Genomic DNA, 26,985 nt, shown 5'->3' with positions numbered 1-26,985 from the left:
TTAGACGTCGGACAGTGCTTGCATGAGATTGACCAGACCAGAGCCCTGAAAGAATTCATGGCGGCCCAAATCGATGGCCGCCTTACGGAAGATCTCCTTGACCCGTTCCGGCTCGCCGATGAATTCGTTGCGCGCGGAAAGGAATGCGGCAATGGCGCCCGAGACGTGGGCGGCGGCCATCGATGTTCCGCTGTCTTCTACGTAGCGGGCCTCATTGCCGGTGGCACCGCGCGTCAACATTTCAAATGCCTCGGCCATCTGCCCGGCGGCGGCAGAGGTGATGCGTTCTCCCGGTGCCACCAGATCCGGTTTGGTCCGGCCGTCCAAGGTCGGCCCCTTCGACGAGTCGTACGTGACCCCACTGGTGTGTGGACGGGAGCGATGAGTCGAACCGACGGTGATGGCGCTGGCCGCGTTTCCCGGATCGGTGATGGTGGACAGCTGGCCATAGACACCGGCCTGTGGTCCGACGATGCCGCCGCTGAGGCCGCCGGTGTCGGTGCCGGCCCCCATGTTTCCGGCGCTGACCACCGTGACCACTCCGGAGTCGGTCAGCAGGTCCAGCTCTCTGCATAGCGGGCTCTGGCCGGCTGCGTAATACCTTGGAATCCAGTCACATCCGAGGGAAAGGTTGACTCCGTGGATTCTCAGCTCGTTGCCGTAGCTGTTGCGCTCACGAACGTAGTGCAGCGCGTCGATGAGGACGCTCTCCACGGTGGTGCCCTCGTCGTTGAGTACCTTCAGGCTCACCAGCCCGGCCTGGGGTGCCACCCCGGATAGTCTGGAACCGGGTGCCAGCGTCCGCGGAATCCACTCCGGGAAGCCTTCGGCGGTGGGCTGGGTCGAGGCGATCACGACATTCGTGGGATCGGGACACTCTCCGGCGATGATCCCGGCCACGTGCGTTCCGTGGCCCTGCATGTCGACGAGGGGGCCGGTCGAAGGATGCTGTGACAGCGAGAAGTCCTTATGCAGCGATGAGACCGCGTCCCCGGTCAGGTTGCCATTCTTGGCGAAATGCGGGTGGCTGGCCTCGATTCCCGAATCCAGAACTCCCCAGACGATTCCCGAACCGCCGGAGCCGTAGGTGCGTAGGGCGGCATCGGCTTTGATGGTGGCCACGGACTTGTCCAGGTGTGGCTTGACCCGAAGGTCGGGCCACACCCGGTATATCAGTTGTAGGGCGCGTTGCGCGCTTTTGGTCCCGCCGGATTTCGACCCGCCGTTGACGAGCAGCTTGACCTCGTCGGCGGTCAGACTGCACCGCACATAGTGCCCGGCGATGGGGGTCGGCGCCGGCGGCACGCCGCCGAGCGCGCGACGGAACAGGCGCAGAAAATCGGCACGCACCTCGTTGGGATCCATTCCCCCGTCGAGACGCAACTCGATCAACACCAGCCGGCGCTCGTGATCGGCGGCGTCGGTGGCCAGCGCCTTGGCCTCGGTGGTCCCGGCAGGTGCCAGCACCATCGGGCTGATCACGGATGGCCGCTTCGGTCCACGCGGTGCCGGATCACTCATCGTGCACTCCTGTTCGACGTCCGCACCGGTCTCCAGGGCGCGAAGGGATTCGTCACACCGTCCAGTGCCGGTGCCAAGGACGGGCAGTGCCGTAGCAGCACCGTGCGCATCGAATTGGATCTGACCCACGCGAAGCCCTCGGGGGTGTATACCTCAGGGCGGAAATCGGTGGTGAAGAACCGGTCGGCCTCCAGGCGCCGGGTAGCCATGAGGACGAATATCCGAAAGGCGGTGTCGCTGAAGCCGAAACCCTTCGGCTTGGGCTCGGCGTATAGCCCTACCATCAGGTCGACGCGCTCCACATCGCCATAGACGGCGGCGAGTTCGCGAGCCCACACCGGGTTGTCGGTGAGGTCGTTGAAATCCGAGGCCGGCCGCAGCCGCAGCATTCGCCGGAAGTCGTTGTAGCGCGGCACGCCTCGTTCACGCACCCGCAGCACATCGATCGAAGCCAGGTCCAGCACCGATCCATCGGGGCGTTCGAGAATTTGAAGATGCCTGGGGTAGTTGTGCAATGTCAGCGCACCCGGGTGGGCGCGGCCGAAGGAGTAGGCCAGATCCTCGATTGACATCTCACGGAACCGGGTGCGCACATGCTGCATCGCCAATCCCGGCAACGTGTGCTCCGCGATCACAGAATCGTCGGTGGCCGAACGGAACACGAAGTCATCGGGAATGAGTGGATGCATGCGGTACACCGCCACAAATTCTTCGGTGAGCGAGTACGGGACATCATGCAGGTTGGTCGGAGAGCCGGGAATGCCGCATATCAATGCGTTGCGAGTCCCGCGCCGCAGGAACTCGGCGACACGTTCGCCAAACAGGCCAAACCAATTGGCATGCATGGCGTACACGGTGGTGGGGTGACCGATGATCGCCGGTGTCCAGTCCACCGTGTGGATCTTCGCCATCACCGCCGTATTGACCAGCCGGGCCGTGTCGTACAGCTGCTGATCCGACATGTCCGGGTGGGCGGTGCCCAGATGGTCGCAGATGGTGTTGTGTTCGCGCATGAACAGCGAGTGCAGGATCGCCAGGCCCACCCAGAAGTTGGCGGCTGTCTCGGATTGGCTGGCGATCTTCTCGACGTCTTCGGGAGGCAGGCCGAGCCGGTCCAGGCGCAGCCGTCCGCCCTGCCCGGTGCGCAAGGCGTCGGCGAAAACCCGATTGCTGCCGTAGAGCTGAGAGCCGTCCCACCAATGCGTGTCCTGGCTGACGTAGGTGGGCGGGCCTGAGGCGTCGGCAGATGGATCCGGCGGCGTCCGGCGAATCCGCATCTGCTCCTGTGGCCACGGGTCATCTGATTCCAGGGGCACGTCCCACGGTTGACTGTCGGTCGTCCCATGGCTGAACCAGTCGTGCACCTCGAACTGAATCCACGCCGCCGCAAGTGCGTTGAGGGTTGTCGCCGGTACGAATTCGTCTCGGGTGAGCAAACGACGGCTAACCGACCGCGGGTTGGGCTCCATCAGGCGATCGGGTGGTTCCGGAAAGGTCTGATCCAGCGGTGCATTGCGTCCGAATCGGCTGCCCACAGACCCCATGAGTGGGTCATCGAGATTGTTGTAGGTGCCGTCAATCGTGCGGGCAGCGCGATGATCAGCGACACCTGGGTCGTGCTGTGGTGCGTCGAGTGCCCCGCGTCCGGAGTCGAACAGGTTGTCCGACTGCAGCGCACGGCGCAACGTGTACAGCACCGCGATCCCTGCCATTTTGGGTAGCCGTGGCCACCCGATGAATCGGTCGATTTGCGTCCCGAACCACGAAGCCAACCGCGTCGGAACGGCCTTTTCCGTCATGGGGTAATGCTGACAAATTTGGCCTGCGCCGACATGCGTACTGCATTACTTGTTCTGGCTCGTGCGTGATGGCTCGAACAGGGTGTGATCACCTGCTCGCGTCCGGAATCGGCGGAGCTTCACGGCGAGATCGAGTAGTGCCGTACTCATGCGCGGATGGCCGGTGGTCATCACACTGTGAACACCGACAAGACCTATTCGGGAGGACTTGACCGCGATGTCCGAATCCGGTGAATTGCTCGATGCCCAACGCAGCTATCTGCGGTACCGCGACGATATGGCTGTCGCGCCGCCAGGCGAGGAAGAAGTCATCGACAGGATCATCAGGGTCTTGCACAAGAACAACGAACGTGCGTACCAGAAATACCGCCATGGCGTGCGTGACGCGCACGCCAAGAGCCACGCGGTGTTACGTGGTGAATTGACGGTGTACCCGGACCTGGAACCGGAGCTGCGCCAGGGCATGTTCGCGACTCCGGGCACCTATCCGGTGGTGGTCCGGCTATCTAGTACTTCGGGTGCGCTGCGCAGCGACAAAGTGCGTGGGGTCCGGGGTCTGGGCATCAAGGTGCTCGGGGTGGACGGTCCTCGTACGCTGCCGGACGACGACGCGACCACACAGGATTTCGTCATGGTGACCCACCGCGAGTTTCTCTTCGCGGACGCGCGCGAGTACCTGCGTAAGGGCATGCCGACGGCCTGGCTGATCGCCCGGCTCTCCGACACCGCTCTTGCCGGCGGTGCCCGGGTGCTCGGCGCTATCGCGAAATGTCTATCGCGTATTGGGATTTCGATTCCCGAAACGGTGACGGTGTTTGTTCGGCCCAATGTGCATATTCTCGGAGACACGTTCTATTCGTCTGCGCCGCTGCGTTTTGGCGACTACGTGGCCAAGTTGCAGTACGTGCCGCTGTCGCCGTCGGTTGCCGAGCTGAAGGACAAACCGCTGTCGGACGATGTCGACGATGACGTTTTCCGTCACATGATCGCCGAGTTCTTCCGCACGCACAGCGCTGAGTATGAATTACAGGCTCAGCTATGTACTGACGTGAAGAAAATGCCTCTGGAGGATGCCACCGTCGCCTGGCCCGAAGAGCTGTCACCGCATCGCCCGATCGCCAAGATTACGTTCCCCGTGCAGGATTCATACTCCGCCCAGCGCCGGGCGTACGGGGACGATGTCCTGTCGTACAACTCGTGGCGAGCGTTGGAAGCGCACCGCCCACTGGGATCCATCAACCGGCTCAAACTCCGGGTGTATGAGGCGTCCAGCAATTTCCGGCATGACAAGAACATGGTTCCGCGGGTGGAGCCGGCCCGCGCCGAGGAGATTCCGGACTGAGATGACCACGACAACCGGCACGATCGATGGGCGTGGACAAGCCCCTCGACTATCGCCCGCGAAGGTGCATCCGGATCTACACTCCTATCCCATGGCGCGCAGCTGGCAGTTGCTTGACCGCCAAACAGAATTCGGCGCCGTCCGCTCGGCTATGGCCGACGATTCGACCTGCGGCGCGGTACTGGTCGGTGCCGCGGGCGTCGGCAAGACGACGCTGGCGCGCGCGGTCACCAAGTCGCTGGACGCGGACGTGCGGTGGGTCGCCTGTACCGAATCGTCGCGCAGCATCCCCTTGGGAGTGTTCGCGCACTGGATTCAGGCCAGCGGGTCACGCGATCCCACCGCGTTGATCGCTGCCGCGCGCGAATCGATTGTGTCGACGGCGAATCCGATTATCGGAATTGACGACGCCCACCTACTGGACGATCTCTCGGCGACGTTGCTGCACCAGATCGCGGTGGATCACGTGGGGCACGTGGTCGCCACCGTTCGCAGCGGCGAGCCGGTCCCGGACGCGGTGACCGCGTTGTGGAAGGACAACTATCTGCAGCGGTTCGAACTCGATCCCTTGACGCAACGGCAGAGCATCGCGCTCGTGGAGAAGGTGCTGGGCGGCCCGCTCGAGGGCCTCAGCGCCGACGTGATGTGGCGATCGTCGCGCGGCAACCCTTTGTTCCTGCGGCACCTCGTCGAGGGCTCGATGCAAGCGGGTTCACTCACCGAGGTGAACGGGGTGTGGCAGCTGCGCGGGGACGCGGTGGTGCCCTCCGGACTGGATACCCTGATCGGGGATCGACTCGAACATGTCGACGACACCGTGTTCAGCGCTCTCAAGGTCCTGTCGATGTGCGAACCCCTGGATATCGATACCCTGTGCGAGATCGCCAGCGATGAGGCGGTGGACGCCGCGGAGATAGCGGATCTGATCCGAGTGGAACGCGACGGCGTGCGCACGGTCGTGCGGTTCAGTCATCCCATGTTCGGGGAAGCGGTGCGCCGCCGGGTGGGCACCGCGTCGGGACGCAGGCTACGCGGCAAGCTGGTGCGGGTGCTGCGCGACCGGGACCTCGGTACTGCCTCGAACCGCATCAGGCTGGCGCGGCTCTCGATTGACTGCGACGAACCCGTCGACGTCGATTTGCTGGTGACTGCCGCCAAGGACGCGGTCTATCTTTCCAACCTTCCGCTGGGCGAGGAACTCGCGCGTGCGGCCGTGGACGGGGGCGGGGGCCTACAGGCTGCCGCCATGTTGTCTCGCTCGCTGCTGTGGCAGGGACGCCCCGAACAGGCCGAGGAAATATTGGCTGCCTTCGACCCCGACGATCTTGACGAGCTATCCCTGGTGCTGTGGGGCATTCCCCGTATCTCCATCGCATTCTGGTCGATGGGGGAGAACGAGCGTGCGCACGAGCTGTTGGCGTTGTTGCATGAGCGCGTGCGGCACCACATCCTCAAGCCGGTGGTCGACGCCACCGATGCGGCTATCGCACTCCACGAGAACAGATTCGACGAGGGTCTTGCTAGGGCACACGCGGTGTTGTCGGATCCGGTGGCACCCAAGCAGGCCGTGGAGTTCGCCGCGTTCGGGGTGGGACTTACGCTGCCGGTCGCCGGTCGCGGCCATGAGTTCGAGCCGATTGCGCAGCGGTGCCGTGACGATAAGAAGCGGACCACCGATGGGCTCATCGCGGCGATGGTCCGCTACTGCGACGTGTTGGCCCTGACGTACACCGGGCAGCTGGATCTCGCCGAGGAACGGGTTGCCGAGTACACCAAGTTCTCTTCTGCCGGACAATTTCTCGCCTGGGCGATCGCCCGCATCATGGCCGGAGTAGTGGCCACCCAGCGCGGGCTTTTCCGTGAGGCGATCGAGGCATTCGAGCAGGCGCTTGCCGCGCAGCGGGCCGATCGGCCGCTGCCGTGGCAGCTTCCGGCCCGGCTGCTGCTGGCACGCGCCTACGCCGCGCTCGGCCGGGCCGTCGACGGCGAGCGGGTGCTGGACGAGGCCCGAGAACATTCGGGCCCGCACGTAGCCATCCATATGCCGCAGATGATGTTGGCCAAGGCGTGGCTCGTCGCCGCCCGCGGCTCCGATCGAGGTGCCGTTGACGCCGCCCGGCGTGCGGCCGACGCCGCGCACTCCGCGGGCCAGTACGCCTTGGAAGCGGAGGCGCTGCACCACGCCGCCCGGTTCGGGGATCGCACCGTGGGTCGCCGGATCGAATCCCTGTGCACCCGGGTGCACGGCCCGTTGACCGGCTTGTACGCGCGGCACGCCCTGGCCGTCGCCCATTCCGATATCACGGGGCTGGAAGCGGTCAGCGCCGATTTTGAAGCGGCCGGCTTGTTACTTTCGGCTGCCGATGCCGCCGCCCAGGCGGTGGCGCTCCGGATGCGCGCCGGAGACCGCGGCAAGGGCTCTGACGCCGCGGCGCGGGTGCTGCGGATGGCCGACAGGTGCGGCGGAGTGGTCACGCCTGCGATCCTGGCCGCCGCCAAACCACTGCCTATCTCCTCACGCGAACGGGAGATCGCCGTTCTCATCGGGGAAGGATTGTCGGACAAAGATATCGCGACCCGACTGCAGCTGTCCGTGCGCACGGTAGAAGGCCATATCTATCGCGCGCGGATGAAGCTCGATGCCGACGATCGTGAGGAATTCGCCAAAATCGTGGGCAGTGACCTCAAACCACCCGAGGCCTCCTAGCGTTCTGCGAATCAGGTACCGGACCACTCACGCGCAAGCTCACCAATCGCTCGAATAATGGCTGTCATCTCCATGTTTCGCGTCAGATACCGCAACCGACGCGGGCCTGTGATATCAGGAAGGACGGCCGCCGGATGCCCACACAACGTGTCCTGGTCACGGTGATGGAACGCCATTTCGATGCCACGGTGACAGCGATGCGGGCCGCAGGCATGACCAATATCCGGGAATACGAAGAGCTCGGGGTGGTCGCCGGGGAGATCGTCAATCCCGATGCGCTGGTGGGCATTCCGGGCGTGATGGGGGTGGAGTCCGCACGCCCGATGCCGGCTCCCCGCACGGTCAGGCGGTCAGACGGCGGCCGATGAGCGTCAGGCCGCCGAATCCAGGTAGGCCGACGTCACACCGGGCAGGGTGCGCAGCCGTTCGGCGAAGTCGCTGAATTCGGGGCTGGCGGGCGCGGTGACCACAAAGATAGACCGGAGTTCCGGGGGCACTCGGTCTGGATTCGTGTAGAGCGGCACGATGCGGTGGCCCGCGGACGCGACGGCCTGCGCGATCGGCGTCGCGGAGTTCCGGCCGCTCGGTTGTTCCCTCAGATCACGTGCGGGCCCGGCCTCGACCAGCAGGATCAGATCGATTTCGGGCCCTGCGTTGCCTGCGGGCGTCTGAATCGTCATGGCGGTCTCCTCCCTGGGGCGACGTGCACTCTTTATGCACGATCACAAGGGTGCGCCGGTTCAGGGATGGGTGACGCGAGTAACGGGCTACCTCAAAGCCGCCCGCCGGAGCAGCGGCGCTACAGCAGCCGCTGACGTTCTGCGATGAGCACCGAACAGTGCGTTCTGCCCAGGACGCCGCAACCGTTCGGGCCGACCAGTTCCTGCACATGGGCCGCATCACCCGCGCCCACGACGACCAGCTGAACGGTGTGCCCGTGGCGTTCAAGGTAATCCAGCGTGCCGCCCACGGGATCCAATGCGCGGATGTCCAGGTCGGGATACCGCACCCGCAGGGGTGCAAGGCGTCGTTCCACGTGGACCGCCGCCACCCGGCGGTCCACGCGAGTGAGGGTGGCGACCCGCTGGCCGGACAGGCTGATCGGCCGATGGCGTAGCAGTACCCGCAGCGGTGCTGCGCGCAGTCGCGCCTCGTGCGCGGCCAGCTCCAGGGGAGTCACAGACTCATGGGATTCATCGATTTCGACCACCACCGCCGAGGTCCCACGCAGCGATGACGGGTCGTCACGGATCACGGCGACCGGGCAGCGCACCGATCGGAGAACTTCGGCCGCGGTGGAACCGACTTTGCGGGTATCCGCGCCGCTGATACCGATTGCTCCCACGCAGAGCATCACCGCGCTGCGCGACGCATCCAACAGCACGTCGGCCACCCGGCCATGCCGGATTTCGGCCTCCACCTTCACCGGCTTGTGAGTGGCGCCGATCTGGCGGAACGCATGGCGCACCGCAGTCCCGGCAGGACTGCGTTCGTCGCTGAACTCAGGGAATTCCGTCTGAGGTGTCACATGTACCAGACGCAGCGGCAGCTCGCGGTGCAATGCCTCATCGACCGCCCAGAGCGCGGCACGGACCGCCGATCGTGACCCATCGATGCCGACCAGCACTGCGGGACCGGGGGTACGAATCTCGTTCATGATCCAGCCCTAACTGCGAATCTCGAATACGTCGGCAAGCGACCGGCGCGGTGTCGGTGGTGGGATGCGGCCGAACGTCGGCGCCAGCCCCACCCTGATCAAGGCCTGCGGGTGAGAGCGGCCGATGGCGGCACCGACCACCTCGCGGCTCGCAGTCAGCTCCAGCATGTGGGTGATGGTGCAGGTCGCCATGCCCGCGAGTGTCGCTTCCAACAGAACCTCGGAAAGCAGCTCGCCGCAGCGCAAGAGGTTCTTAGGAGTGTCTCGCGCCGTGGACAAAGCCAGCACTTTCGCCTGGTCCTCCTGCAACCCTGGGCGCGAGGCCCGTTCGGCCACCACGGGGAAGGTGCGGCCGATGTCGACACGATCGCTGTCTGCGGCCGAGACCAGCGCACTGCGTGGAACCCCGTCTTCCAAGGTGAACGGAGCTGTCCACCAATCGAGTTCGGTCTGGTATGCGGAGTCGTAGATGCGTAGCGCGTCGCTGAGCGCCGAGGCGTCGGCCAACTTCGGGCGCATGACGTCATCGATCACGTCGAGCAGTACCGCCCTGTCGGCGATCACCGTATTGAGCATGCGAGCGAACTGCGACCAGTTCGGTGGGGTTTCGAAGGGCAGGCGATCGGTGCGCCGCTGCAGGATGGCGTCCGCGCGCCGGCGATCGCCAACCACCACCACGGTCCTGGGGGAGAAGGTGATGGCGGCCAGATGATCGGGATTGTCGGGGTCGGGGATTCTTTCTATGCGAGTCATCCACCCGGCGGAGGCCATCGCGACACGGAAATGGTCCAGTGCCGCCCCGCAACTGATGATGGCCTCGCGTCCAGCACCATCGGTCCGCGTGACGCATCGGGTGCGGTCCAGATACAGGTGCAGATCACCCGCACTTGCCCCGAGGTCGACGATCCAGCGCCATGGCTGGGTGTTGTGCAAAGACGGTGCACGGCAGGCAAGTTGGATAGCGGTCTGGATGACGTCGATGTGAACCATGGTCTTGGGCATGTTGGCTCCGCTCGGCTGGTGGTGATATCGACTCTTGGTGAACTACCGGCACGCGGACAGGGCCCTTGGTCACCGGACAGGGGCCCGAAGTCACCGCTGTGGCGCGGTGCGGAGCGCCCATCGTGCCCCGCGGGCGGAGGAACTGGTGACTTCGGTCCCACGGATTGGGGGCCCATGACCGGATGTCCGCAGCTTCCGCCCCGCAACGATGAGGTCATGCGCTCACTACGGTCGACCTTAAGCCCCACCTCCGTTGGCGCGGAGATACGCGAAACTCACACGGGCATCGTGATTTTGGTCGGAGGGATGGCCTATAAGATCAAGAAGCCCGTCATCACGAACTTCTTGGACTTCAGCACTCCCGAGCTTCGCGAAAGGGCGTGTGCCCGTGAGGTGGCCCTGAACAGCCGCATCTCGCAGGACAGCTATCTCGGTGTCTCGCATCTGACCGACCCCGACGGCGGATCCGGTGAGCCGGTCGTGGTGATGCGGCGTTACCCGGACGCCGCGCGGCTGTCGGCGATGGCCAAGTCCAAGCGGGTGACCAAGGCACACCTGGATGCGATCGCGGAGGTGCTGGCGGGATTTCACAAACGTGCCGACCGCAGTCCGTCGATCGACGAAGCCGGATCCCTGGATGCCATCGTCGATCGATGGGACGACACCCTGACCGCCTTGGAGAAATACGCGGGAACGGTACTGGCGGCGGACGATGTGCGGTTGGTCCGAACGCTTGCGACCCAGTTCATCTCCGGTCGCGCGGTGCTGTTCGCGCAGCGTGTAGCCGACGGGAGAATCATCGACGGGCACGGCGACCTGTTGGCCAGCGACATTTTTTGCCTGCCCAACGGGCCGGTACTGCTGGACTGCCTGGAGTTCGACGACCGGCTGCGTCACGTGGACGGTCTCGACGACGCGGCGTTCCTGGCGATGGATCTGGAGTTTCTGGGTCGCCCCGATCTGGGCGACTACTTCATGAACCGTTACGTGGAATTATCCGCGGACACCGCGCCGGAGCCCCTGCGGCACTTCTACATCGCCTACCGGGCGCTGGTTCGCGCCAAGGTGGACTGCATCCGGTTCACGCAGGGGCAGCGGTCGGCGGCGGGGCGCGCCGCCAAGCACGTGGCGATGGCGCTGAGTCACCTGGGTGCCGCCACGGTGCGCCTGGTGCTCGTCGGCGGCGGCCCGGGTGCCGGTAAGAGCACCTTGGCTCGTCGTATATCAGAAGATATTGGCGCACAGGTTATTTCAACGGATGAGGTGCGCCAGCAGCTGCATCGGCTCGGAGTGATATCCGGCGGTAAGGGTGTGCTGGATGCCGGTCTCTACTCCACGGAGAACGTGGGTGCCGTGTACGACGCGGTGTTGCGGCGCGCGCGTCTGGCCTTGGCGGGCGGCCACACCGTCATCCTGGACGGAACCTGGCGCAGCCCGCGGCACCGGTTGCGCGCACATCAACTCGCCTACGAGGCGGGCGCGCCGATGGTGGAGTTCCTCTGCTTGGCGCCGCTGGTCACGGCGCAGCACCGGGTTGCCGCTCGTCATGACGGGGTATCGGATGCCACCGGCGATATCGCGGCGGCACTCGGCGCCGAATTCGCCGGCCCCGACCGAGGGTGGGGCGAGGCTCACGTGATCGATACCCGGCTGCCGCTGGACCGGTCTACCGCCGAGGCGGAGGAGTTGTGCAGGCAGGCCCTGTACGCCCCGGTGCCGTGTCACCCGCGATGACTCAGCGCTGGATGCGCGCGGCCGCCAAGTTGTCCACGAGGGCCTGACAAAACGCCGGTAGATCGTCGGGGGATCGGCTGGTGATGAGGTTGTGGTCGATGACCACCTCCTCGTCGAGCACCGAGGCGCCGGCATTGCGGAGATCGGTACGGATGCTGGGAAATGACGTCACCGTGCGGCCCGCCAGCACGCGTGCCTCCACCAGCGTCCACGGACCGTGACAGATCGCGGCCACCGGCTTGCCGGAAACCACGAACTCGTGCACGAACCGCACCGCGCCGGGGTCGATCCGGAGTTTGTCGGGATTCACCGTGCCGCCGGGAAGGATCAGTCCGGCGTAGTCGTCGACCGAAGCCGTGCCCACCGCACGGTCCACCCGTACGGTTCCTGCCGGCACCAGATCGTGATCACGAGCCTGGATTTCGCCGGGCCGCGGCGAGAGCACTTCCACCCGGCCGCCCGCGGCCGGAATCGCTTCCCGCGGTTTCTCTAGTTCCACGCGCTCGACACCGTCCGCGGCGAGTATCGCAACAACTTGTCCCTCAAGGGAATCACTCATGTTTGCCTCCGATCATTCCGGGTAGACGGATTCCGGAGGTGCGCGTACCCGCTTTGCGTCCGGTTATGCATCGTGCCGGTGCTCGGGGTTCTGGTTTGGCTCGGTCCGCAACGGGTAAGCGCTGTGTGGACCCAACACATCCAAGGAGCAGCTGATGACCGAATTCACCATCCCCGGCCTGACCGACACCCAGAGCCGCAAGATCGCCGATCTCCTGCAGAGTCAACTGAGTACGTACAACGATCTGCATCTGACCCTCAAGCACGTGCATTGGAATGTTGTGGGGCCCAACTTCATTGGAGTGCACGAGATGCTCGATCCGCAGGTCGAGCTCGTCCGGGGGTATGCGGACGCGGTGGCCGAACGCATCGCCGCACTCGGAAGGTCTCCGCAGGGCACGCCTGGGGCGATTCTCAAGGACCGCACATGGGACGACTACTCGGTGGGCCGTGACACGGTGCAGGCTCACCTGGCCGCGCTGGATCTGGTGTATTCCGGAGTGATAGGAGACACCCGCAAGGCCATCGAACAACTTGACGAGCTCGACCTGGTATCCCAGGACCTGCTGATCGGTCACTCCGGCGAGCTGGAGAAGTTCCAGTGGTTCGTCCGCGCGCATCTGGAGAATTCGGGAGGTCAGCTGTCCAACCGGGATGCGCTGACCGAGAAGGGGGCAGCCGCCCGGGCCAAGAAGAAGTCGCCCGTGAAGTAGGGCGCGCGCGGCCGGGGTGCGGGGGTGTCCAAGCCCGTGAACCCGCCCCGATAAGCCGTTTTGGTTCCACCGACGTGAGCGGGTACCCTCGTGAGGGCTTTAATGCCCCCTTAGCTCAGTCGGCAGAGCGTTTCCATGGTAAGGAAAAGGTCAACGGTTCGATTCCGTTAGGGGGCTCGGTAGACGGCAGGCGGAAACGCCGGCCCTGTCTGCGGGGCGGTGTAGCTCAGCTGGTTAGAGCGCACGACTCATAATCGTGAGGTCGGGAGATCGAGCCTCCCCACCGCTACCACCCGAACATAGAGACAACGAACGAAAGAGGGCAACTGCAGTGGCCTCCAGCACAGACGTCCGGCCCAAGATCACCTTGGCTTGTGAGACGTGCAAGCACCGTAACTACATCACCAAGAAGAACCGGCGCAACGACCCAGATCGGCTGGAAATCAAGAAGTTCTGCCCGAACTGCGGGTCGCACCAGCCGCACAAGGAATCGCGCTAGCCAAAAGGCGCTTCGGGCCGCCGCCAGGCGACACGAGTAGGCAAGCCTTACTTGGTATCGATCGACTTCAGTAGGTAAATTCCGGCCGTGGCTTTATCGCAAGATCTCGTCGGAACGCATTACCGATACCCGGATCACTATGTGGTTGGGCGAGAGAAGATCCGCGAGCACGCGGAGGCGGTCAAGTGCCATCACCCGGCTCACCACGATGAGGCCGGAGCCGCGGAGCTCGGACACAGCGCGCTGGTAGCGCCTCCGACCTTCCTGGCCGTGTTCGGATATACCGCGCAGTCCGCATTCTTCGAAGACGCCAATATCGGCATCAAGGACGAGAAGATCGTCCAGGTCGATCAGGCCTTCAAGTACATCCGCCCGGTGCGATCCGGCGACACTCTCTACTGCGATGTGTACGTGGACTCGATCCGCCGATCGTTCGGTACCGACATCATCGTCATCAAGAACATCATCACCAATGACAAGGGCGAGTTCGTCACGGAGTCGTACACCACTCTGGCCGGACGCGCCGAAGACGACGGAGAAGAAGGCGGATTCAACTGATGGCATTGCGTGAATTCAGCTCGGTCAACGTAGGAGACCAGCTGCCAGAGAAGACGATTCAGCTCACCCGGCAGGATCTGGTCAATTACGCCGGGGTCTCGGGCGACCTCAACCCCATCCATTGGGACGACGAGACCGCCAAGCTCGTGGGCCTGGAAGACGGCGCCATCGCGCACGGCATGCTCACCATGGGGCTCGGCGGCGGCTACCTGACCGAGTGGATCGGCGACCCGGCGGCGGTGACCGAGTACAACGTGCGTTTCACCAGCTTCGTCACCGTTCCCAACGACGGTGTCGGCGCGGAGATCGTCTTCAGCGGCCGCGTCAAGTCGGTCGATGCCGACGCCAAGTCCGTGACCATCGCGCTGACCGCCACCACCAACGGCAAGAAGATTTTCGGGCGAGCCGTTGCGTCTGCGACGTTGGCGTAATCATGGCGCTGAGTCTTGACGTCGTCGGAATGACGCATAAGTACTCCCAGACCTATGTCGTTGGTCGGGAGAAGATTCGCGAATTCGCCAAATCCATCAAGTGTGAGTCGCCGGCCAGCCACGATGTCGCGGCGGCCACGGCGCTGGGCCACGACGGGCTGGTTGCCTCGCTCACCTTTCCCGCCGTGATGGCGCTGCTGGTGCAGAAGGAATTCTTCCGTACCTATGACGTCGGCATGGAGACCATGCAGATTGTTCAGACCGACCAGAAGTTCGTTTACCACCGGCCGCTGAAGGAGGGCGACGAGCTGTCCTGCGACTTCGAGGTGGAATCGCACAAGGAGTCCTTTGGGGTCGACATCGTCACCACGCGGAACGTCGTGCGGGATCAGACCGGAGAGGTCGTCCTGGAGGCGTTCACCACGCTGATGGGCCGCGATTCGGACCGGATGGCCGATATCAAGCTCATCTGAGTTGGTGCGGCCTTCGCCGGGCCGGGGCAATTTCAGTCTGGAGCTGACCTCGGGGTACACTCGAGATTCGGGGTTTTCCCACCACAACGCGCCTGTCGGCTACTCGGGAGGCGCGTGTGTTGTGTGAGGGCCCTGGCCACCAGGTTGGCGTGCCAGCCTTAGGGGTGTAGCTCAACTGGCAGAGCAGCGGTCTCCAAAACCGCAGGTTGCAGGTTCAAGTCCTGTCACCCCTGCAACACCCTGGAGTTAAGCACTAGGGAAACAGAGAGGTACGGAAGGGAATGAGCGACGAGCTAGACGAGCCCGATATCGGCACTGCCGACAGCGACCGGGCCGTCACCTCGACCAAGCCGCTTCGCCCGACGGGTAAGCGGACCCGCCGTGCTGACGCCACCGAGGCGGTCACCGAGGGCAGCGAAGCTTCTGCCTCCGAGACCGGCGAGGTCAAGAAGAAGGCCGGGAAGAAGAGCCGGAAACCGGCGAACAAGAAGGACAAGTCGGGGCCGTCGCGCAACCCGCTGGTCCAGCTGTGGGTATTCCTCCAGCAGGTGGTCGCTGAGCTGCGCAAGGTCATCTGGCCGAACCGCAAGCAGATGGTCAGCTACACCTCGGTGGTGCTGGTCTTCCTGGTGTTCATGGTCACCCTGATCGGTGTGATTGACCTGGGCCTGGCCCGGCTGGTCATGCTGGTATTCGGGTAGTAGACCGACGAGACGCAAGAAACAAGAGAGGACGAACGGTGACGACCTTCGACGGCGACGCTGCGAGCGAGCCAGAAGACACCGCTGACACGGCTGCGTCGGTTGACGTGATCGACGAGTCCGACACCGACGTTGCGCCTGAGCCGACCGAGTCGTCTTCGGAAGAGTCGGGCGCCGAGGTAGAGGCCGACGAGGATGCCGACCCGGCGGCCACGCTGAAGGCTCAGCTGCGCCGCGAGCCCGGCGAGTGGTACGTCATCCACTCGTATGCCGGATACGAGAACAAGGTCAAGGCGAACCTGCAGACCCGTGTGCAGAACCTGGACGTCGGCGACTACATCTTCCAGATCGAGGTGCCCACCGAAGAGGTCACCGAGATCAAGAATGGTCAGCGCAAGCAGGTCAACCGGAAGGTGCTGCCCGGCTACATCCTGGTCCGAATGGAACTGAACGACGAGTCCTGGGGTGCGGTCCGCAACACCCCCGGCGTCACCGGATTTGTCGGCGCGACCTCGCGTCCGTCGCCGCTGTCGCTCGACGACGTGGTCAAATTCCTGCTTCCGCAGGCCCCGGCCAAGAAGCCGGCCAAGGGTGCTGCCTCGGCGGACGCCGCGACGGCATCGTCCTCGGAGCCCGGTGGTCTGGAGCGTCCGGTCATCGAGGTCGACTTCGAGGTGGGCGAGTCGGTCACCGTCACGGACGGTCCGTTCGCGACGCTGCCCGCCAGCATCAGCGAGGTCAACGCCGAACAACAGCGCCTCAAGGTGCTGGTGTCCATCTTCGGCCGCGAGACTCCGGTCGAGCTCAACTTCACTCAGGTGGAGAAGCTCTAACAAGACTTCGGACCGCGTAACGGTCCGCAGAACCTCCGGTCGAATAACGGCCGGAACACGGAAGGAAAGTAAGGAAACACCCAATGGCCCCGAAGAAAAAGGTCGTCGGGCTGATCAAGCTGCAGATCAAGGCCGGCGAAGCCAATCCCGCGCCTCCGGTCGGTCCCGCGCTCGGTCAGCACGGCGTCAACATCATGGAGTTCTGCAAGGCGTACAACGCCGCGACGGAGTCGCAGCGCGGCAACGTCATCCCCGTGGAGATCAGCGTCTACGAGGACCGCAGCTTCACCTTCGCACTCAAGACCCCTCCCGCCGCCAAGCTGCTGTTGAAGGCCGCCGGTGTGCCCAAGGGGTCCGGTGAGCCGCACAAGACCAAGGTCGCCAAGGTGAGCTGGGATCAGGTGCGTGAGATCGCCGAGACGAAGAAGGAAGACCTCAACGCCAACGACATCGACGCCGCCGCCAAGATCATCGCCGGCACCGCGCGCTCGATGGGGATCACGGTCGAGTAGCCGAAGGCTAATCGGCCATCAAGAGAAGTCGAATAACACGAATTTTCAGTGGGAAGGCCCGCTTCGGCCTGCAGCGTTTGAAGCTCTTCACCCGAGAGGTTCATCGCAAACCACGACTCCATTAATAGATTGGATTCCAATGAGCAAGAACAGCAAGGCATATCGCGAGGCCGCCGAAAAGGTGGACCGCGAGAAGCTGTACACCCCTCTTGAGGCCACAAAGTTGGCCAAAGAGACCTCTTCGAAGAAGTACGACGCCACTGTCGAGGTCGCGATGCGCCTCGGCGTCGACCCCCGCAAGGCTGACCAGATGGTCCGCGGCACCGTGAACCTTCCGCACGGTACCGGTAAGACCGCCCGCGTCATCGTCTTCGCGGTGGGCGACAAGGCCGAAGCAGCCGCCGCTGCCGGCGCCGATGTTGTCGGTAGTGACGACCTGATCGAGCGGATCCAGGGCGGCTGGGTGGATTTCGACGCCGCCATCGCCACCCCGGACCAGATGGCCAAGGTTGGCCGTATCGCTCGCGTGCTGGGCCCGCGTGGTCTGATGCCGAACCCCAAGACCGGCACCGTGACCCCCGATGTGGCCAAGGCCGTCACCGATATCAAGGGCGGAAAGATCAACTTCCGCGTCGACAAGCACTCCAACCTCCACCTGATCATCGGCAAGGCGTCCTTCGACGCCGAGAAGCTGACGGAGAACTACGGAGCGGTGCTCGACGAGATCCTGCGTGCCAAGCCGTCTTCGGCCAAGGGGCGCTACCTGAAGAAGGTCGTCGTCAGCACCACCACCGGCCCGGGCATCCAGGTCGACCCGGGTGTGACCCGAAACTTCTTGGAGGCCTAAGAGCCTTCGCGAACGCGTGAGGCGAGAGCCCTCATCTTCCCGGCATCGAGCCGGAGATGGGGGCTCTTGTCGTTGCCGCGCCGGTACTAGGGACCAAAGACCGTAGTAACCAGGAGCGGCCCTGTCCTATCGTGGAGCCAGCGGGGTGCGACAGGAAGGAATGCCATGTCGGTGCGTTCTGCCGGTGCCACACTGGGGGCGGGTGGAAGGAAAACGGACATGATCACAGTGTTCCTGGTCGATGACCACGAGGTAGTGCGTCGTGGCCTGGCGGATCTGCTCGAAGAGGAAGCGGATTTCTCGGTGATCGGGCAGGCCTCCTCGGTCGCCGAGGCGATGGCGCGCATTCCCGCCCTGCAGCCCGACATCGCGGTGCTGGACATTCGGCTGCCCGACGGCAATGGGGTGGAGCTGTGCCGTGAACTACGATCCAAACTTCCGAATCTGAACTGTCTGATGCTCACCTCCTTCACCGATGAACACGCCATGCTGGACGCGATCATGGCGGGGGCAGGCGGTTACGTCATCAAGGACATCAAGGGGATGGAGCTCATCTCCGCGGTCCGGACCGTCGGGGCCGGACGCTCGCTGCTGGACAACCGGGCCGCTGCTGCGTTGATGAACAGGTTGCGTGCGGCGGCGGACAATCCGTCGCCGTTGGCGGGACTCACCGCACAGGAACGCACCCTGTTGGAGCTGATCGGGGAGGGACTGACTAACCGTCAGATTGCGGAGCGAATGTTTCTGGCAGAGAAGACGGTTAAAAACTATGTCTCGCGTCTGCTCACCAAACTGGACCTCGAGCGCCGCACGCAGGTCGCGGTGCTGGCCACCAAACTTGCGCGCGAAAACCAGGGGCTGCACGGCTGACAGGGTTGGTACTCACCCGCGGTCAAGGTGTGCGAAAGTTGAATTGTGGTCGAGGATGTTGGTGCGCAACCCAATCGGGTGACGGCTGAGCTTGCCCACCTGCAGCTGCGTGAATTGCTCGCGGAAGTGCAGGGCCGGATCGAGCAGATTGTCGACGGTACCCGCGGACGCATGGACGCGCTGTTGGATGCCGTCATGGCAGTCAGCTCCGGGCTGGAGTTGGATGCGACCTTGCGGGAGATCGTCTGTGCGGCATCGGAGCTCGTCAGCGCCCGGTACGGCGCATTGGGTGTGGTGGGTTCGGACGAGAAGTTGGCCGAGTTCGTATACGAGGGCATCGACGAGGCCACCCGCGACCTGATCGGCCCGTTGCCCACGGGGCATGGCGTACTGGGTGTGGTGATCGATGAGGCCAAGCCGCTGCGGCTGCGGGATATCGCCGCGCACCCGGCTTCTGTCGGATTCCCCGCGAACCATCCGCCGATGCGGACCTTTCTGGGCGTGCCCGTGCAGGTGCGCGGTGAGGTGTTCGGACGCCTGTACCTCACCGAAAAGCTTGACGGGCAGGAGTTCACCGAGGACGACGAGGTGGTGGTGCGTGCGCTCGCGGGTGCGGCCGGCATTGCGATAGAGAATGCCCGCCTCTATCAGCATGCGCGCCGCCGCGAGCAATGGCAGCGCGCCACAGCCGACATCACCGCGGAACTGCTCGGCGGGGTCGATCCGGGCAAGGCGTTGCATCTGGTGGCATCCAGTGCGGCACTGCTCGCCGAGGCCGACTTCGCGTTCATTGCGCTGCCCGCCGGCGACGAAGAGGACACCGCCGAACTGGTGGTGGCGGTGTGTGAGGGCAAGGGCGCAGAAGTTCTGAACGACAAGCTGATTCCCATCGATGGCTCAACTTCCGGAAGCACCTTCATCGACCATGAACCACGAAACGTGGGGCGGCTCGCGGTGAATCTGGCAGAAGGGACGGATTTGGCGTTCGGGCCCGCCCTGGTGTTGCCGCTGGGCGGAGGGGAGTCGACGGCAGGTGTGCTCATCCTGCTGCGCACGGTGGGAGCAATCGCCTTCGATGAGGAACAGCTCGATATGGCGGCATCCTTTGCGGGGCAGGCGGCGCTGGCCCTGGAGCAGGCCGAGGTCCGTTTGGCCAAACACGAATTGGACGTATTGGCCGACCGGGACCGCATCGCCCGTGATCTACACGATCACGTCATTCAGCGATTGTTCGCCGTAGGCCTGGCGATGCAGAGCACTCATCGGCGGTCAGTCGATCCGACGGTGGCGGCCCGGCTGGCCGACCATATCGATCAGCTGCATGAGGTGATCCAGGAGATCCGGACGGCGATCTTCGATCTGCACACCAACGATGAATCTCTGCGTGCCACACTGCGATCCACCATCAACGAACTCACGGCCGAGACCGGCCTGCGCGTGTCTGTGCGCATGAGTGGACCGCTGGATGTGGTGCCCGCCAGCACATCAGGCGATGCGGAGGCCGTGGTGCGTGAGGCCGTGAGCAATGTGGTCAGGCATGCGCGAGCCCGGGAGCTTTCGGTCACGGTGTCCGTCGACGACGAGCTCGTGATTGAGGTGGTCGACGACGGCATCGGGATACCCGACGTGGTGGCCCGCAGCGGCCTCAGCGGGCTCGCCAACCGGGCCGCGCAATCCGGCGGCACCTTCAGTGTCTCGGCGATGGACACCGGCGGTACCCGGCTGGTGTGGTCGGCGCCGCTGCCCTAGCCGCGACTCGTTCAGGTCATTCACTCGATCGCGCAGCCTTGCTGTGTCGGGCGGTCCGCTCGTGAGCGGATCCTGCGCTGGATTGGCCAGCACGCGACGATTCCCCCGATGAGGAGTGCTCGGCGGAAGTGGATGCTCCTTTGGTTCGGTGCGTCGTGTTATCGGGTTTCGAGGCGGCCGTGTCGGTGTGGTGCATATCGGCCTTGGCTACCGATGTTTTGGGCTCGGCGACCGCCGGTGAGCCCTTGGCGTTTACCTGAGAAGTCTTGTCAGACTTGGTTACTGATGTTCCGCTCGTAGCATTAGAGGTGATGGTGGCCGCGGACTCTTTTGACTCGGGTGCGGTTGGAGAATGGCCTCCTGAAGAGATCGCGCCGAGGTTTGTCCGTTGTTTTGCCTGAGTGTTGGGCGAGGTGTCCGATGTTGTCGCGGTCTGGGTCTGCGCTGTTGCACGGTTTGAGGAGGCGGCGCTGTTGGTGCCGGCGTCCGTTATCTGTCCGACAGCTGTCTTTGTTGTTTTCTCGGCGTCATGGTTCGAATTGACGGGCGAAGCGCTGGCGGCCGTGGCTTCGGCGGCGGCTGATTGTGGAGTCGGGATTGTGGGGGCGGCAGCTACTAGAACGTTGAGAGACGAACTGGCTTTCGCGGGGGCCAGCGTCCTATCTGTTTCGGGTGTGCTCGCCAGCGCCGTGGGTTTTGTAGGCATTGACGTTGTGCTACCGGATGTGGCGGTCGTGTCGATGGCTTGTCCGATCGCTTGCTTGATTGCCGCACCGTTACTTGAGGTTCCTTGATAGAGGACGTTGTTCTCGCCGGAGCGGATGGTGGTGTTTCCGCTGTCTTGGGTTGCGGTGACGCCGCGCGAACGGTCGATCTTGGAATCAATGTGGGGGTTGGTGTCTGCCGAGATGAGGAATCGGACAATGGCGTCCACAACGGGTTGTGGCGTGTCAACATGTTTGATGACGTCGGTTGGCTTGGCTCCGGGTAGGGAGTGCTCTTCAACGTTGAAAACTGCGGAGCCAGGACCTGCCTTCAAGAAGGTGGATTCGTAGGGTGTCGCCGTGGTGTCATTCTTTGAGCCCAAAACCAGATAGTTGACCCCGGGACGGGTATCGGGAGTTTTGTTGAGGCGATTCAGAAAGTCGCTGCCGACGGCCTGCTGGACGCCGGCGGGTCCCATCGCCAGACTGAGCCCCACACGGACGACCCGCTGTATGGCGGTGACGACGACTCTAACGGCAGCCTGGGCTACATCAACAGCGAGGTGCGCTGCCGAACCCACCAGCGCCACGGGGCTCTGTAAGACCTGAAGCGGGCCCGCGCGCCCTAACAGGTCTTTTGCGGACTGCGTCGCACTGGTGATGACCGTGTGGATCGGGGCGAATGCCTCATCGACGATGGCTGGGTCAATCAGCTTGGCGATTCCGCCTAACGTAGTGCCATGGTTGGTGGCATTGATGTCAACGACATTGGCAACCGAATCACCGGTGACCTGGGCCAGATAATTCTTGATGACCAGCCCGCCCTGCGAGGCGCCGACGAGGTTGACCTGTGGGGCGCCGGTCACGTTCAGAACCCTGGTGATCTCCTCGGAGAGCCGTTGTGTTGACTGCTGGACGGGGACTTCGCCTCCGGCATCGTACGGTTCCACCAAATTGATGGGCAGCCACGGAATCCGGCCGTAATCGTAGGTGAACGCCTGAATTCCAGCGGCCGCAAGTGCCGGCAACAAGGTGGGAGCGAATTCGCGGGCTGTGCTGCCCCACGTGCCGTGAACCAGAATGACCGGTAAGTATCGTGCCGAGCCTGCGGCCTGTGCTGTACCGGCGGAAGGGGTGGGGCTCGTGTCGGTGCGGCGCTGGGGATCTACTACTACCAGCGTGGGTCCCGGTGCTGACGGTGCAACACCGGAAACAGCCGATGTGGTTGACAGTGCCTGTGCGGCAGAGGTTGCGGCGTTATGACTGATCGCGCCGGCCGTGGCCAGACCGGCTGGATCTGCGGTTACCGACAGCGCGTTGCCGGGATTTTCATAGATTGTCGTGTTGCCGTCGGGGGAGATCGCAAGAACCCCCGAGTTGACAGTCAACGAGAAACGGGCTGTAACTGTGCGTGGCGTTGCGGAGATCTGAGTGACGTCGCCGTAGCCGGCAACTACTTGGCTACTGTTTAACCCTGCCACGGTGAGTGCTGTAACAGCCGCTAACGCAAGACCTCGTTTAATCATGATTCCCCAACTAATTGAGACGCCGTCTTGTGAGCGCAATTCAACGCCGTTGCTGAACTGCTACCAGGACCTACGAATTAGGGAAAGCAAATACTATCTGGGGCGGGTTCGCAATACGGAAATGTATTTTCGTATTGACGGGATAACCGCGTTTCCGCGGTGTGTACGGGGCTAATGGCGTCTGCGTCGAGTCGCGGTCCGCCGTGCTGATGCGCATTCTTATTGGATTGGTCATCGATTATCGGCGAGCGATTTATGCACCGTTCACATTTAGTCAGTGGCTGGATATGACATCGCATCCCACGCTGACCAGCAATCCGGTAGCGCCACAGCAGATAGTGCTGGCCGCCCTAGCCGGAGTTGTTAAGGCACTCGGCGATGCGGCGCCGCAGAAAGTCCCGCCCCGGGTCGGAGCCGTTGGCGGACAGCGCTGTTCGATACCAGTCGATCGCCTCGTCATAGCGCCCGGCGCGCCGCAGTAGATCGGCCCGGACAGTGGCCGCGAGATTGGATCTGGCCAGGCGCGGATCGTGGGCGACCTTCTCCAGGGCAGCCAATCCCGCCTCCGGGGCATCGCGCAGTCCGATGGCCAATGCCCGATTCACCAGCACCACCGGCGAATCCGTCATGGTCAGCAGCCGGTCATAGGCCAGGCAGATGGCATGCCAATCGGTCTCCTCCCAGGACGCGGCGGTGGCGTGCAGGGCGGCGATGACAGCCTGCGGCAAGTAGGGCCCGGTAGACCCCGCGGCCAGCCGTAGCTGGCTTAGCCCGCGGGAAATGCGCCCATGATCCCACCGCGTGCGGTCCTGTTCCTCCAACGGAACCAGTGCGCCAGCGCTGTCCATCCGTTCCAGCCGTCTCGAATCGTGGAGCAGGACAAGTGCGGCCAGCGCATTGGCCTCCCGCTCCTGCGGCATGAGCCGGCAGAGTTCTCCGGCCAGCCGCACACCCTCGTCGCACAATTCGTCGCGGATGGCCGACGGGCCACCGGTGGACCAGTAGCCCTCGGTGAAGACCGAGTAGATGCAGCTGAGCACGTGGGGCGTGCGTTCGGGCAACAACTCGGCCGGTGGTACCCGAAGGGGGATATTGGCGGTGCGGATCTTGGCTTTGGCGCGTGTGATTCGTTGACCGATCGCCGCCTCGCTGTGCAGCAGGGCACGGGCGATCTCAGCGACAGTCAGGCCCGACACCAGCCGCAACGTCAGGGCCAGCTGCGATGTGCGCTCCAAAGCGGGGTGGGCGCAGGTGAACATCATGCGCAGTTCGTCATCGCGCACAGGGTGAGGATCGGCGACGTCGGTCCGGGCGGTGATGTCATCGACCACGGCGGCCAGTTCCTTTCCCGGACGTAGGGTTTCACGCCGCAATCGATCACGTGCCCGGTTCCGCGCGGCCGTCAACAACCAACCGCCCGGGGTATCGGGTATGCCGTCGCGCGGCCAGGTGCGCAGTGCGTCGGCGCACGCCTCCTGGACGGCGTCCTCGGCAACGGTGAGGTCCCCGGACCATCGTGCGATGGCGGCGACGGTGGGGCCCCACTCGCGCCGAAAGACGCCCTCCAGTTCGATCATGTGGTGCTAAAAGCCAGAGACGCCGGTGAGCTGCCGCAGTTGCACGGCCGATGCGGGTATCTGCGAGGCCAGCCGGATGGCGCTGTCGCGGTCATCGGTGGTGATGACATAGAAGCCGTTCGCGATCTCGGTTCCCTCGATGTACGGGCCGTCGGTGAGAACGGCCTCGCCGTCACGCACCCGGATCGTGGTAGCCGTCGACGGGGGGTGCAGCGGTCCGGCGATTTTGATATGCCCACTTGCCTTCTCGCCGAACACGCCATGCCGGGCCGCCACGGCTTCCCATTCCGGGCTGCCCGGCACATACGCGCGGTCTGCGGGCTCCAGCAGCAGCGCGAGCCAGCTCGTGGAGCCCTTTCCGCCGAATTCCCGTGAGCAGTCGACCAGCGGCCATACCTCGACAGCACCGCGCTTGGCTTCCGGGATATCGCGGGCCAGTGCCAGGGCGTCATCAAGATTGTCCGCTTCCAACACGTAGTAGCCGTTCGCAACTTCGGCGCCCTCGGCGAACGGGCCATCGGTGATGACCGGAGCATCGGGTCCGCCGGTGACACGGACGCTATCGGCCTCCGGATACAGGGCATCTCCGGCGCGGATGGACGATGCCGCCTTGGCCTGGAAGTTCAGGTAGTCGGTCAGTTCCTGAGCAGCCTCGTCGGGTGTGCGCTCCTGCTGCGGGCCGATGAGCAATGCGAGGTAGTACATGGTGAAGCCCTCCGTCTGTGTTCGGTGAGCGGAACTCTGCGATCCACTCTCTACCTGTCTGACGAACAGCGCATCATCGATCCGACATCTTGCGGGCGATAAGGACGTGTGCCCGCCTGCATCGAGGCGGCGTACAAAGGAACTCATGGCGCGACGTGACGGAGACAGCTGGGAAATCACCGAGAGTGTGGGTACCACCGCTCTGGGAGTGGCCAGTGCACGGGATGCGGAGACCCGCAGCCCGAATCCGTTGATCAGTGACCCGTACGCCGGTCACTTTTTGGCCGCGGCGGGTGACGGCGCCTGGAACGCGTATCGCTTCGACGGGGAACCGCCCGCCGCCCTGGTGGAGGCCGAGCCCCGGCTGGTGGAACGCATTGACGCGATGCGGTCCTATGTTGCGTGCCGAACCAAGTTCTTTGACGATTTCTTCGGCGACGCCAGCACGTCCGGAATCCGCCAAGCGGTGATCCTGGCGTCCGGGCTCGACGCCCGCGCATGGCGGCTCGATTGGCCGCGCGATGCGGTGCTCTTCGAACTGGACCTGCCCAGGGTATTGGCCTTCAAGGCCGAGACCCTGGACAAGCAGGGCGCCACGCCGCGAATTCGTCATGTTCCGGTAGCGGTCGATCTGCGTGATGATTGGCCTGCGGCGTTGCGGGCCGGCGGGTTTGATGTCGGACGGCCCGCTGCCTGGATCGCCGAGGGCCTATTGCCGTATCTGCCGCCCGCCGCGCAGGATTTGCTTTTCGAACGTATCGACACGCTGAGTGCACCGGGCAGCCGCATTGCGGTGGAGAACTTCGGTGAGGACTTCTTCAACCCGGAAACCCTTGCACGGCAACGTGAACGTGGGCAGGCGTTCCGGCGCGTGGCCGAGGAAATGCAGGGCCAAGACATTCCGGACGTCGCCGACCTGTGGTATCTGGAGGAACGCACCGACGCCGGAGAATTTCTGGCCGGCCGTGGGTGGCGGGTGACCAGTGAGACGGCAGTGGCCCTCCTGGGACGTCACGGGCGTGACATACCGGCAGATCTGCCCGACGCGACGCCGAACTCGGCATTCCTGTTCGCGCAGAAGGCGGACTAGGCGAAGACGCTCAGGGCGCCGGGCACCACATCGATATCGACCGGCAGCGGGGCGACGGGGTCGCCATCGGCGTAGGCGGTGATATCGGCGGCGGAGAGCCGGACCCGTCGTGACCGGAAGGTGCTCACCTCGGGTAGGTCGACATGGGTGCCCTTGTAGACGGTGGGGGACAACCGCAACAGCCGCAGCCGCCCGCCGGCGGCGACCACCGTGATATCCAGTAGGCCGTCGTCCAGAATGGCTCCCGGGCAGATGCGCATGCCGCCGCCGTACGAGGTTCCGTTTCCCACCGCGACGAGCGTGACATCGGTATCGATCACCTGGTCGTCCAGCTCGATGCGGAACGGCAGCGGCCGCAGCTTGGCGGCCTCCAGCGCCATGGCGATGTCGTAGCGGCGGCGGCCGCGAGGCCAGCGCATCCGATTGGCTCGATCGTTGACCAGCGAGTCGAACCCGGACGCCACCACGGTGGCGAACCACGTGGTATCCCCGTGGTATTGGATGCGTCCGGCGTCGATGACCCGGATCCTGCCGGCGGCGATCACCTCGGCGGCGGCGACCGGGTCGCTCAGCGGGATATCCAGCATGCGGGCACAGTCGTTTCCGGTGCCGATGGGGATGACCCCGAGCGCCACCGGGGTGGCCGCCACCGCTTGCAGCGCGATGCTCACCAGACCGTCGCCGCCGGCGGCGACGATTCCGCGGGCACCCGTGCGGGCGGCCTCCTGCGCGAGCGCATGCGATTCCGCCGCGGACGTGGCGGCGTGGTGCGTCACGGTGAGTCCGCGTGCACGCAAATGCGCGATGGCAGCCTCGGCGGCCTGTGCCGCGCCGTGTCCCGCGGTGGGATTGGTCAGAACGGTCAGGTGTGTCACTG

26 protein-coding genes and 3 tRNA genes are annotated in these 26,985 nt (G+C 64.3%); 19 read left to right on the top strand and 10 right to left on the bottom strand.

Going from position 1 to position 26,985, the window contains the following annotated elements:
* The gene (locus tag MAB_RS19820) at nt 1-1,521 is read right to left on the bottom strand and encodes a S8 family peptidase (RefSeq protein WP_005094614.1); all 1,521 of its coding nucleotides are present in this window, start codon (nt 1,519-1,521) and stop codon (nt 1-3) included.
* Complete coding sequence (locus MAB_RS19815) at nt 1,518-3,320, bottom strand: peroxidase family protein (protein WP_005094611.1); 1,803 nt, start codon at nt 3,318-3,320, stop codon at nt 1,518-1,520. Before MAB_RS19815 ends, MAB_RS19820 begins: the two co-directional genes overlap by 4 nt.
* A gap of 217 nt (nt 3,321-3,537) precedes the next feature.
* Here MAB_RS19815 and MAB_RS19810 point away from each other — a divergent pair, with 217 nt between their 5' ends.
* The 3 genes from MAB_RS19810 (at nt 3,538) to MAB_RS19800 (ending at nt 7,737) form a co-directional block, all read left to right on the top strand.
* Nucleotides 3,538-4,662, top strand: coding sequence for a catalase family protein (locus MAB_RS19810; RefSeq protein WP_005061524.1), 1,125 nt, complete (start codon nt 3,538-3,540; stop codon nt 4,660-4,662).
* 91 nt (nt 4,663-4,753) lie between these two features.
* Nucleotides 4,754-7,369 carry a LuxR C-terminal-related transcriptional regulator gene (locus MAB_RS19805; protein ID WP_005070771.1) on the top strand — a complete coding sequence of 872 codons (2,616 nt, stop codon included), beginning with the start codon at nt 4,754-4,756 and terminating at the stop codon, nt 7,367-7,369.
* 134 nt (nt 7,370-7,503) lie between these two features.
* The gene (locus tag MAB_RS19800) at nt 7,504-7,737 is read left to right on the top strand and encodes a hypothetical protein (RefSeq protein ID WP_005080363.1); all 234 of its coding nucleotides are present in this window, start codon (nt 7,504-7,506) and stop codon (nt 7,735-7,737) included.
* Between the two features lie 3 nt (nt 7,738-7,740).
* Here MAB_RS19800 and MAB_RS19795 read toward each other — a convergent pair whose 3' ends face one another.
* The 3 genes from MAB_RS19795 to MAB_RS19785 all read right to left on the bottom strand — a co-directional run bounded on the left by MAB_RS19795 (nt 7,741) and on the right by MAB_RS19785 (nt 10,028).
* Nucleotides 7,741-8,049, bottom strand: coding sequence for a hypothetical protein (locus MAB_RS19795; RefSeq protein WP_005080364.1), 309 nt, complete (start codon nt 8,047-8,049; stop codon nt 7,741-7,743).
* 119 nt (nt 8,050-8,168) lie between these two features.
* Nucleotides 8,169-9,026: a universal stress protein gene (locus MAB_RS19790; RefSeq protein ID WP_005080365.1), complete on the bottom strand. Its 858-nt coding sequence runs from the start codon at nt 9,024-9,026 to the stop codon at nt 8,169-8,171.
* 9 nt (nt 9,027-9,035) lie between these two features.
* Complete coding sequence (locus MAB_RS19785; protein ID WP_005080366.1) at nt 9,036-10,028, bottom strand: Acg family FMN-binding oxidoreductase; 993 nt, start codon at nt 10,026-10,028, stop codon at nt 9,036-9,038.
* A 174-nt stretch (nt 10,029-10,202) separates the two neighbouring features.
* On the opposite strand from MAB_RS19785, the gene MAB_RS19780 reads away from it, so the two are divergent.
* A complete protein-coding gene (locus MAB_RS19780; RefSeq protein ID WP_005080367.1) occupies nt 10,203-11,762 on the top strand; it encodes a bifunctional aminoglycoside phosphotransferase/ATP-binding protein in 1,560 nt (519 codons plus the stop codon).
* Nucleotide 11,763: 1 nt separating this feature from the next.
* Here the strand turns inward: MAB_RS19780 and MAB_RS19775 are convergent, their stop codons facing one another.
* On the bottom strand, nt 11,764-12,321 hold the full coding sequence (locus MAB_RS19775; protein ID WP_005112092.1) for a type 1 glutamine amidotransferase domain-containing protein: 558 nt from the start codon (nt 12,319-12,321) through the stop codon (nt 11,764-11,766).
* Between the two features lie 154 nt (nt 12,322-12,475).
* Between MAB_RS19775 and MAB_RS19770 the strand changes: the two genes are divergently transcribed.
* From MAB_RS19770 to MAB_RS19705, 14 genes are all read left to right on the top strand, one after another.
* Nucleotides 12,476-13,033, top strand: a complete 558-nt coding sequence (locus MAB_RS19770; RefSeq protein ID WP_005080369.1) for a Dps family protein — start codon at nt 12,476-12,478, stop codon at nt 13,031-13,033.
* A gap of 104 nt (nt 13,034-13,137) precedes the next feature.
* Nucleotides 13,138-13,210 (top strand) — tRNA-Thr (locus tag MAB_RS19765).
* Nucleotides 13,211-13,248: 38 nt separating this feature from the next.
* A tRNA-Met gene (locus MAB_RS19760) sits at nt 13,249-13,325 on the top strand.
* Nucleotides 13,326-13,364: 39 nt separating this feature from the next.
* Nucleotides 13,365-13,532 (top strand): 50S ribosomal protein L33, encoded by a 168-nt coding sequence (gene rpmG / locus MAB_RS19755; RefSeq protein WP_005061501.1) that lies wholly within the window; start codon nt 13,365-13,367, stop codon nt 13,530-13,532.
* Nucleotides 13,533-13,619: 87 nt separating this feature from the next.
* The gene (gene hadA, locus MAB_RS19750) at nt 13,620-14,090 is read left to right on the top strand and encodes a (3R)-hydroxyacyl-ACP dehydratase subunit HadA (RefSeq protein ID WP_005061499.1); all 471 of its coding nucleotides are present in this window, start codon (nt 13,620-13,622) and stop codon (nt 14,088-14,090) included.
* A complete protein-coding gene (hadB, locus tag MAB_RS19745; RefSeq protein ID WP_005061496.1) occupies nt 14,090-14,521 on the top strand; it encodes a (3R)-hydroxyacyl-ACP dehydratase subunit HadB in 432 nt (143 codons plus the stop codon). Before hadA ends, hadB begins: the two co-directional genes overlap by 1 nt.
* A gap of 2 nt (nt 14,522-14,523) precedes the next feature.
* Nucleotides 14,524-14,994 carry an FAS1-like dehydratase domain-containing protein gene (locus tag MAB_RS19740; RefSeq protein WP_005077718.1) on the top strand — a complete coding sequence of 157 codons (471 nt, stop codon included), beginning with the start codon at nt 14,524-14,526 and terminating at the stop codon, nt 14,992-14,994.
* 160 nt (nt 14,995-15,154) lie between these two features.
* Nucleotides 15,155-15,227 (top strand) — tRNA-Trp (locus MAB_RS19735).
* Between the two features lie 48 nt (nt 15,228-15,275).
* Nucleotides 15,276-15,695, top strand: coding sequence for a preprotein translocase subunit SecE (secE, locus tag MAB_RS19730; RefSeq protein ID WP_005061491.1), 420 nt, complete (start codon nt 15,276-15,278; stop codon nt 15,693-15,695).
* Between the two features lie 38 nt (nt 15,696-15,733).
* Entirely contained in the window at nt 15,734-16,528 is a 795-nt protein-coding gene (gene nusG, locus MAB_RS19725; RefSeq protein WP_005080371.1) for a transcription termination/antitermination protein NusG, read from the top strand.
* A gap of 83 nt (nt 16,529-16,611) precedes the next feature.
* Nucleotides 16,612-17,040 (top strand): 50S ribosomal protein L11, encoded by a 429-nt coding sequence (gene rplK / locus MAB_RS19720; protein WP_005061484.1) that lies wholly within the window; start codon nt 16,612-16,614, stop codon nt 17,038-17,040.
* 139 nt (nt 17,041-17,179) lie between these two features.
* Entirely contained in the window at nt 17,180-17,887 is a 708-nt protein-coding gene (gene rplA / locus MAB_RS19715; RefSeq protein ID WP_005061480.1) for a 50S ribosomal protein L1, read from the top strand.
* Between the two features lie 219 nt (nt 17,888-18,106).
* Nucleotides 18,107-18,757, top strand: a complete 651-nt coding sequence (locus MAB_RS19710) for a response regulator transcription factor (protein WP_005077716.1) — start codon at nt 18,107-18,109, stop codon at nt 18,755-18,757.
* A gap of 45 nt (nt 18,758-18,802) precedes the next feature.
* Nucleotides 18,803-20,506 (top strand): sensor histidine kinase, encoded by a 1,704-nt coding sequence (locus tag MAB_RS19705; RefSeq protein ID WP_005080372.1) that lies wholly within the window; start codon nt 18,803-18,805, stop codon nt 20,504-20,506.
* Nucleotides 20,507-20,522: 16 nt separating this feature from the next.
* Here MAB_RS19705 and MAB_RS19700 read toward each other — a convergent pair whose 3' ends face one another.
* The 3 genes from MAB_RS19700 to MAB_RS19690 all read right to left on the bottom strand — a co-directional run bounded on the left by MAB_RS19700 (nt 20,523) and on the right by MAB_RS19690 (nt 25,018).
* Nucleotides 20,523-22,598 (bottom strand): esterase/lipase family protein, encoded by a 2,076-nt coding sequence (locus tag MAB_RS19700; protein WP_005112083.1) that lies wholly within the window; start codon nt 22,596-22,598, stop codon nt 20,523-20,525.
* A gap of 488 nt (nt 22,599-23,086) precedes the next feature.
* Entirely contained in the window at nt 23,087-24,313 is a 1,227-nt protein-coding gene (locus MAB_RS19695) for an RNA polymerase sigma factor (protein ID WP_005089001.1), read from the bottom strand.
* A gap of 6 nt (nt 24,314-24,319) precedes the next feature.
* Nucleotides 24,320-25,018, bottom strand: a complete 699-nt coding sequence (locus MAB_RS19690) for a YciI family protein (protein WP_005077681.1) — start codon at nt 25,016-25,018, stop codon at nt 24,320-24,322.
* A gap of 145 nt (nt 25,019-25,163) precedes the next feature.
* On the opposite strand from MAB_RS19690, the gene MAB_RS19685 reads away from it, so the two are divergent.
* Nucleotides 25,164-26,108 (top strand): class I SAM-dependent methyltransferase, encoded by a 945-nt coding sequence (locus MAB_RS19685; RefSeq protein ID WP_005112081.1) that lies wholly within the window; start codon nt 25,164-25,166, stop codon nt 26,106-26,108.
* Here MAB_RS19685 and MAB_RS19680 read toward each other — a convergent pair.
* A complete protein-coding gene (locus MAB_RS19680) occupies nt 26,105-26,983 on the bottom strand; it encodes a diacylglycerol kinase (protein ID WP_005112080.1) in 879 nt (292 codons plus the stop codon). The genes MAB_RS19685 and MAB_RS19680 overlap by 4 nt on opposite strands.
* Nucleotides 26,984-26,985: the final 2 nt, after the last annotated feature.

Origin of the sequence: Mycobacteroides abscessus ATCC 19977, from assembly GCF_000069185.1 — a bacterium.
Lineage (GTDB): Bacteria > Actinomycetota > Actinomycetes > Mycobacteriales > Mycobacteriaceae > Mycobacterium > Mycobacterium abscessus.
This window is presented reverse-complemented; position numbering and strand designations above follow the sequence as displayed.

What these genes read in the sequence shown, in the direction of transcription:
- hadB (WP_005061496.1), top strand. Translation starts at nt 14,090, where the DNA reads ATGGCATTGCGTGAATTCAGCTCGGTCAACGTAGGAGACCAGCTGCCA.
- secE (WP_005061491.1), top strand. Translation starts at nt 15,276, where the DNA reads ATGAGCGACGAGCTAGACGAGCCCGATATCGGCACTGCCGACAGCGAC.
- rplA (WP_005061480.1), top strand. Translation starts at nt 17,180, where the DNA reads ATGAGCAAGAACAGCAAGGCATATCGCGAGGCCGCCGAAAAGGTGGAC.
- MAB_RS19710 (WP_005077716.1), top strand. Translation starts at nt 18,107, where the DNA reads ATGATCACAGTGTTCCTGGTCGATGACCACGAGGTAGTGCGTCGTGGC.
- MAB_RS19740 (WP_005077718.1), top strand. Translation starts at nt 14,524, where the DNA reads ATGGCGCTGAGTCTTGACGTCGTCGGAATGACGCATAAGTACTCCCAG.
- MAB_RS19785 (WP_005080366.1), bottom strand. Translation starts at nt 10,028, where the DNA reads ATGCCCAAGACCATGGTTCACATCGACGTCATCCAGACCGCTATCCAA.
- MAB_RS19820 (WP_005094614.1), bottom strand. Translation starts at nt 1,521, where the DNA reads ATGAGTGATCCGGCACCGCGTGGACCGAAGCGGCCATCCGTGATCAGC.
- MAB_RS19805 (WP_005070771.1), top strand. Translation starts at nt 4,754, where the DNA reads ATGGCGCGCAGCTGGCAGTTGCTTGACCGCCAAACAGAATTCGGCGCC.
- MAB_RS19775 (WP_005112092.1), bottom strand. Translation starts at nt 12,321, where the DNA reads ATGAGTGATTCCCTTGAGGGACAAGTTGTTGCGATACTCGCCGCGGAC.
- MAB_RS19780 (WP_005080367.1), top strand. Translation starts at nt 10,203, where the DNA reads ATGACCGGATGTCCGCAGCTTCCGCCCCGCAACGATGAGGTCATGCGC.
- MAB_RS19690 (WP_005077681.1), bottom strand. Translation starts at nt 25,018, where the DNA reads ATGTACTACCTCGCATTGCTCATCGGCCCGCAGCAGGAGCGCACACCC.
- MAB_RS19695 (WP_005089001.1), bottom strand. Translation starts at nt 24,313, where the DNA reads ATGATCGAACTGGAGGGCGTCTTTCGGCGCGAGTGGGGCCCCACCGTC.
- MAB_RS19810 (WP_005061524.1), top strand. Translation starts at nt 3,538, where the DNA reads ATGTCCGAATCCGGTGAATTGCTCGATGCCCAACGCAGCTATCTGCGG.
- MAB_RS19685 (WP_005112081.1), top strand. Translation starts at nt 25,164, where the DNA reads ATGGCGCGACGTGACGGAGACAGCTGGGAAATCACCGAGAGTGTGGGT.
- MAB_RS19815 (WP_005094611.1), bottom strand. Translation starts at nt 3,320, where the DNA reads ATGACGGAAAAGGCCGTTCCGACGCGGTTGGCTTCGTGGTTCGGGACG.
- MAB_RS19800 (WP_005080363.1), top strand. Translation starts at nt 7,504, where the DNA reads ATGCCCACACAACGTGTCCTGGTCACGGTGATGGAACGCCATTTCGAT.
- rplK (WP_005061484.1), top strand. Translation starts at nt 16,612, where the DNA reads ATGGCCCCGAAGAAAAAGGTCGTCGGGCTGATCAAGCTGCAGATCAAG.
- MAB_RS19795 (WP_005080364.1), bottom strand. Translation starts at nt 8,049, where the DNA reads ATGACGATTCAGACGCCCGCAGGCAACGCAGGGCCCGAAATCGATCTG.
- MAB_RS19790 (WP_005080365.1), bottom strand. Translation starts at nt 9,026, where the DNA reads ATGAACGAGATTCGTACCCCCGGTCCCGCAGTGCTGGTCGGCATCGAT.
- MAB_RS19770 (WP_005080369.1), top strand. Translation starts at nt 12,476, where the DNA reads ATGACCGAATTCACCATCCCCGGCCTGACCGACACCCAGAGCCGCAAG.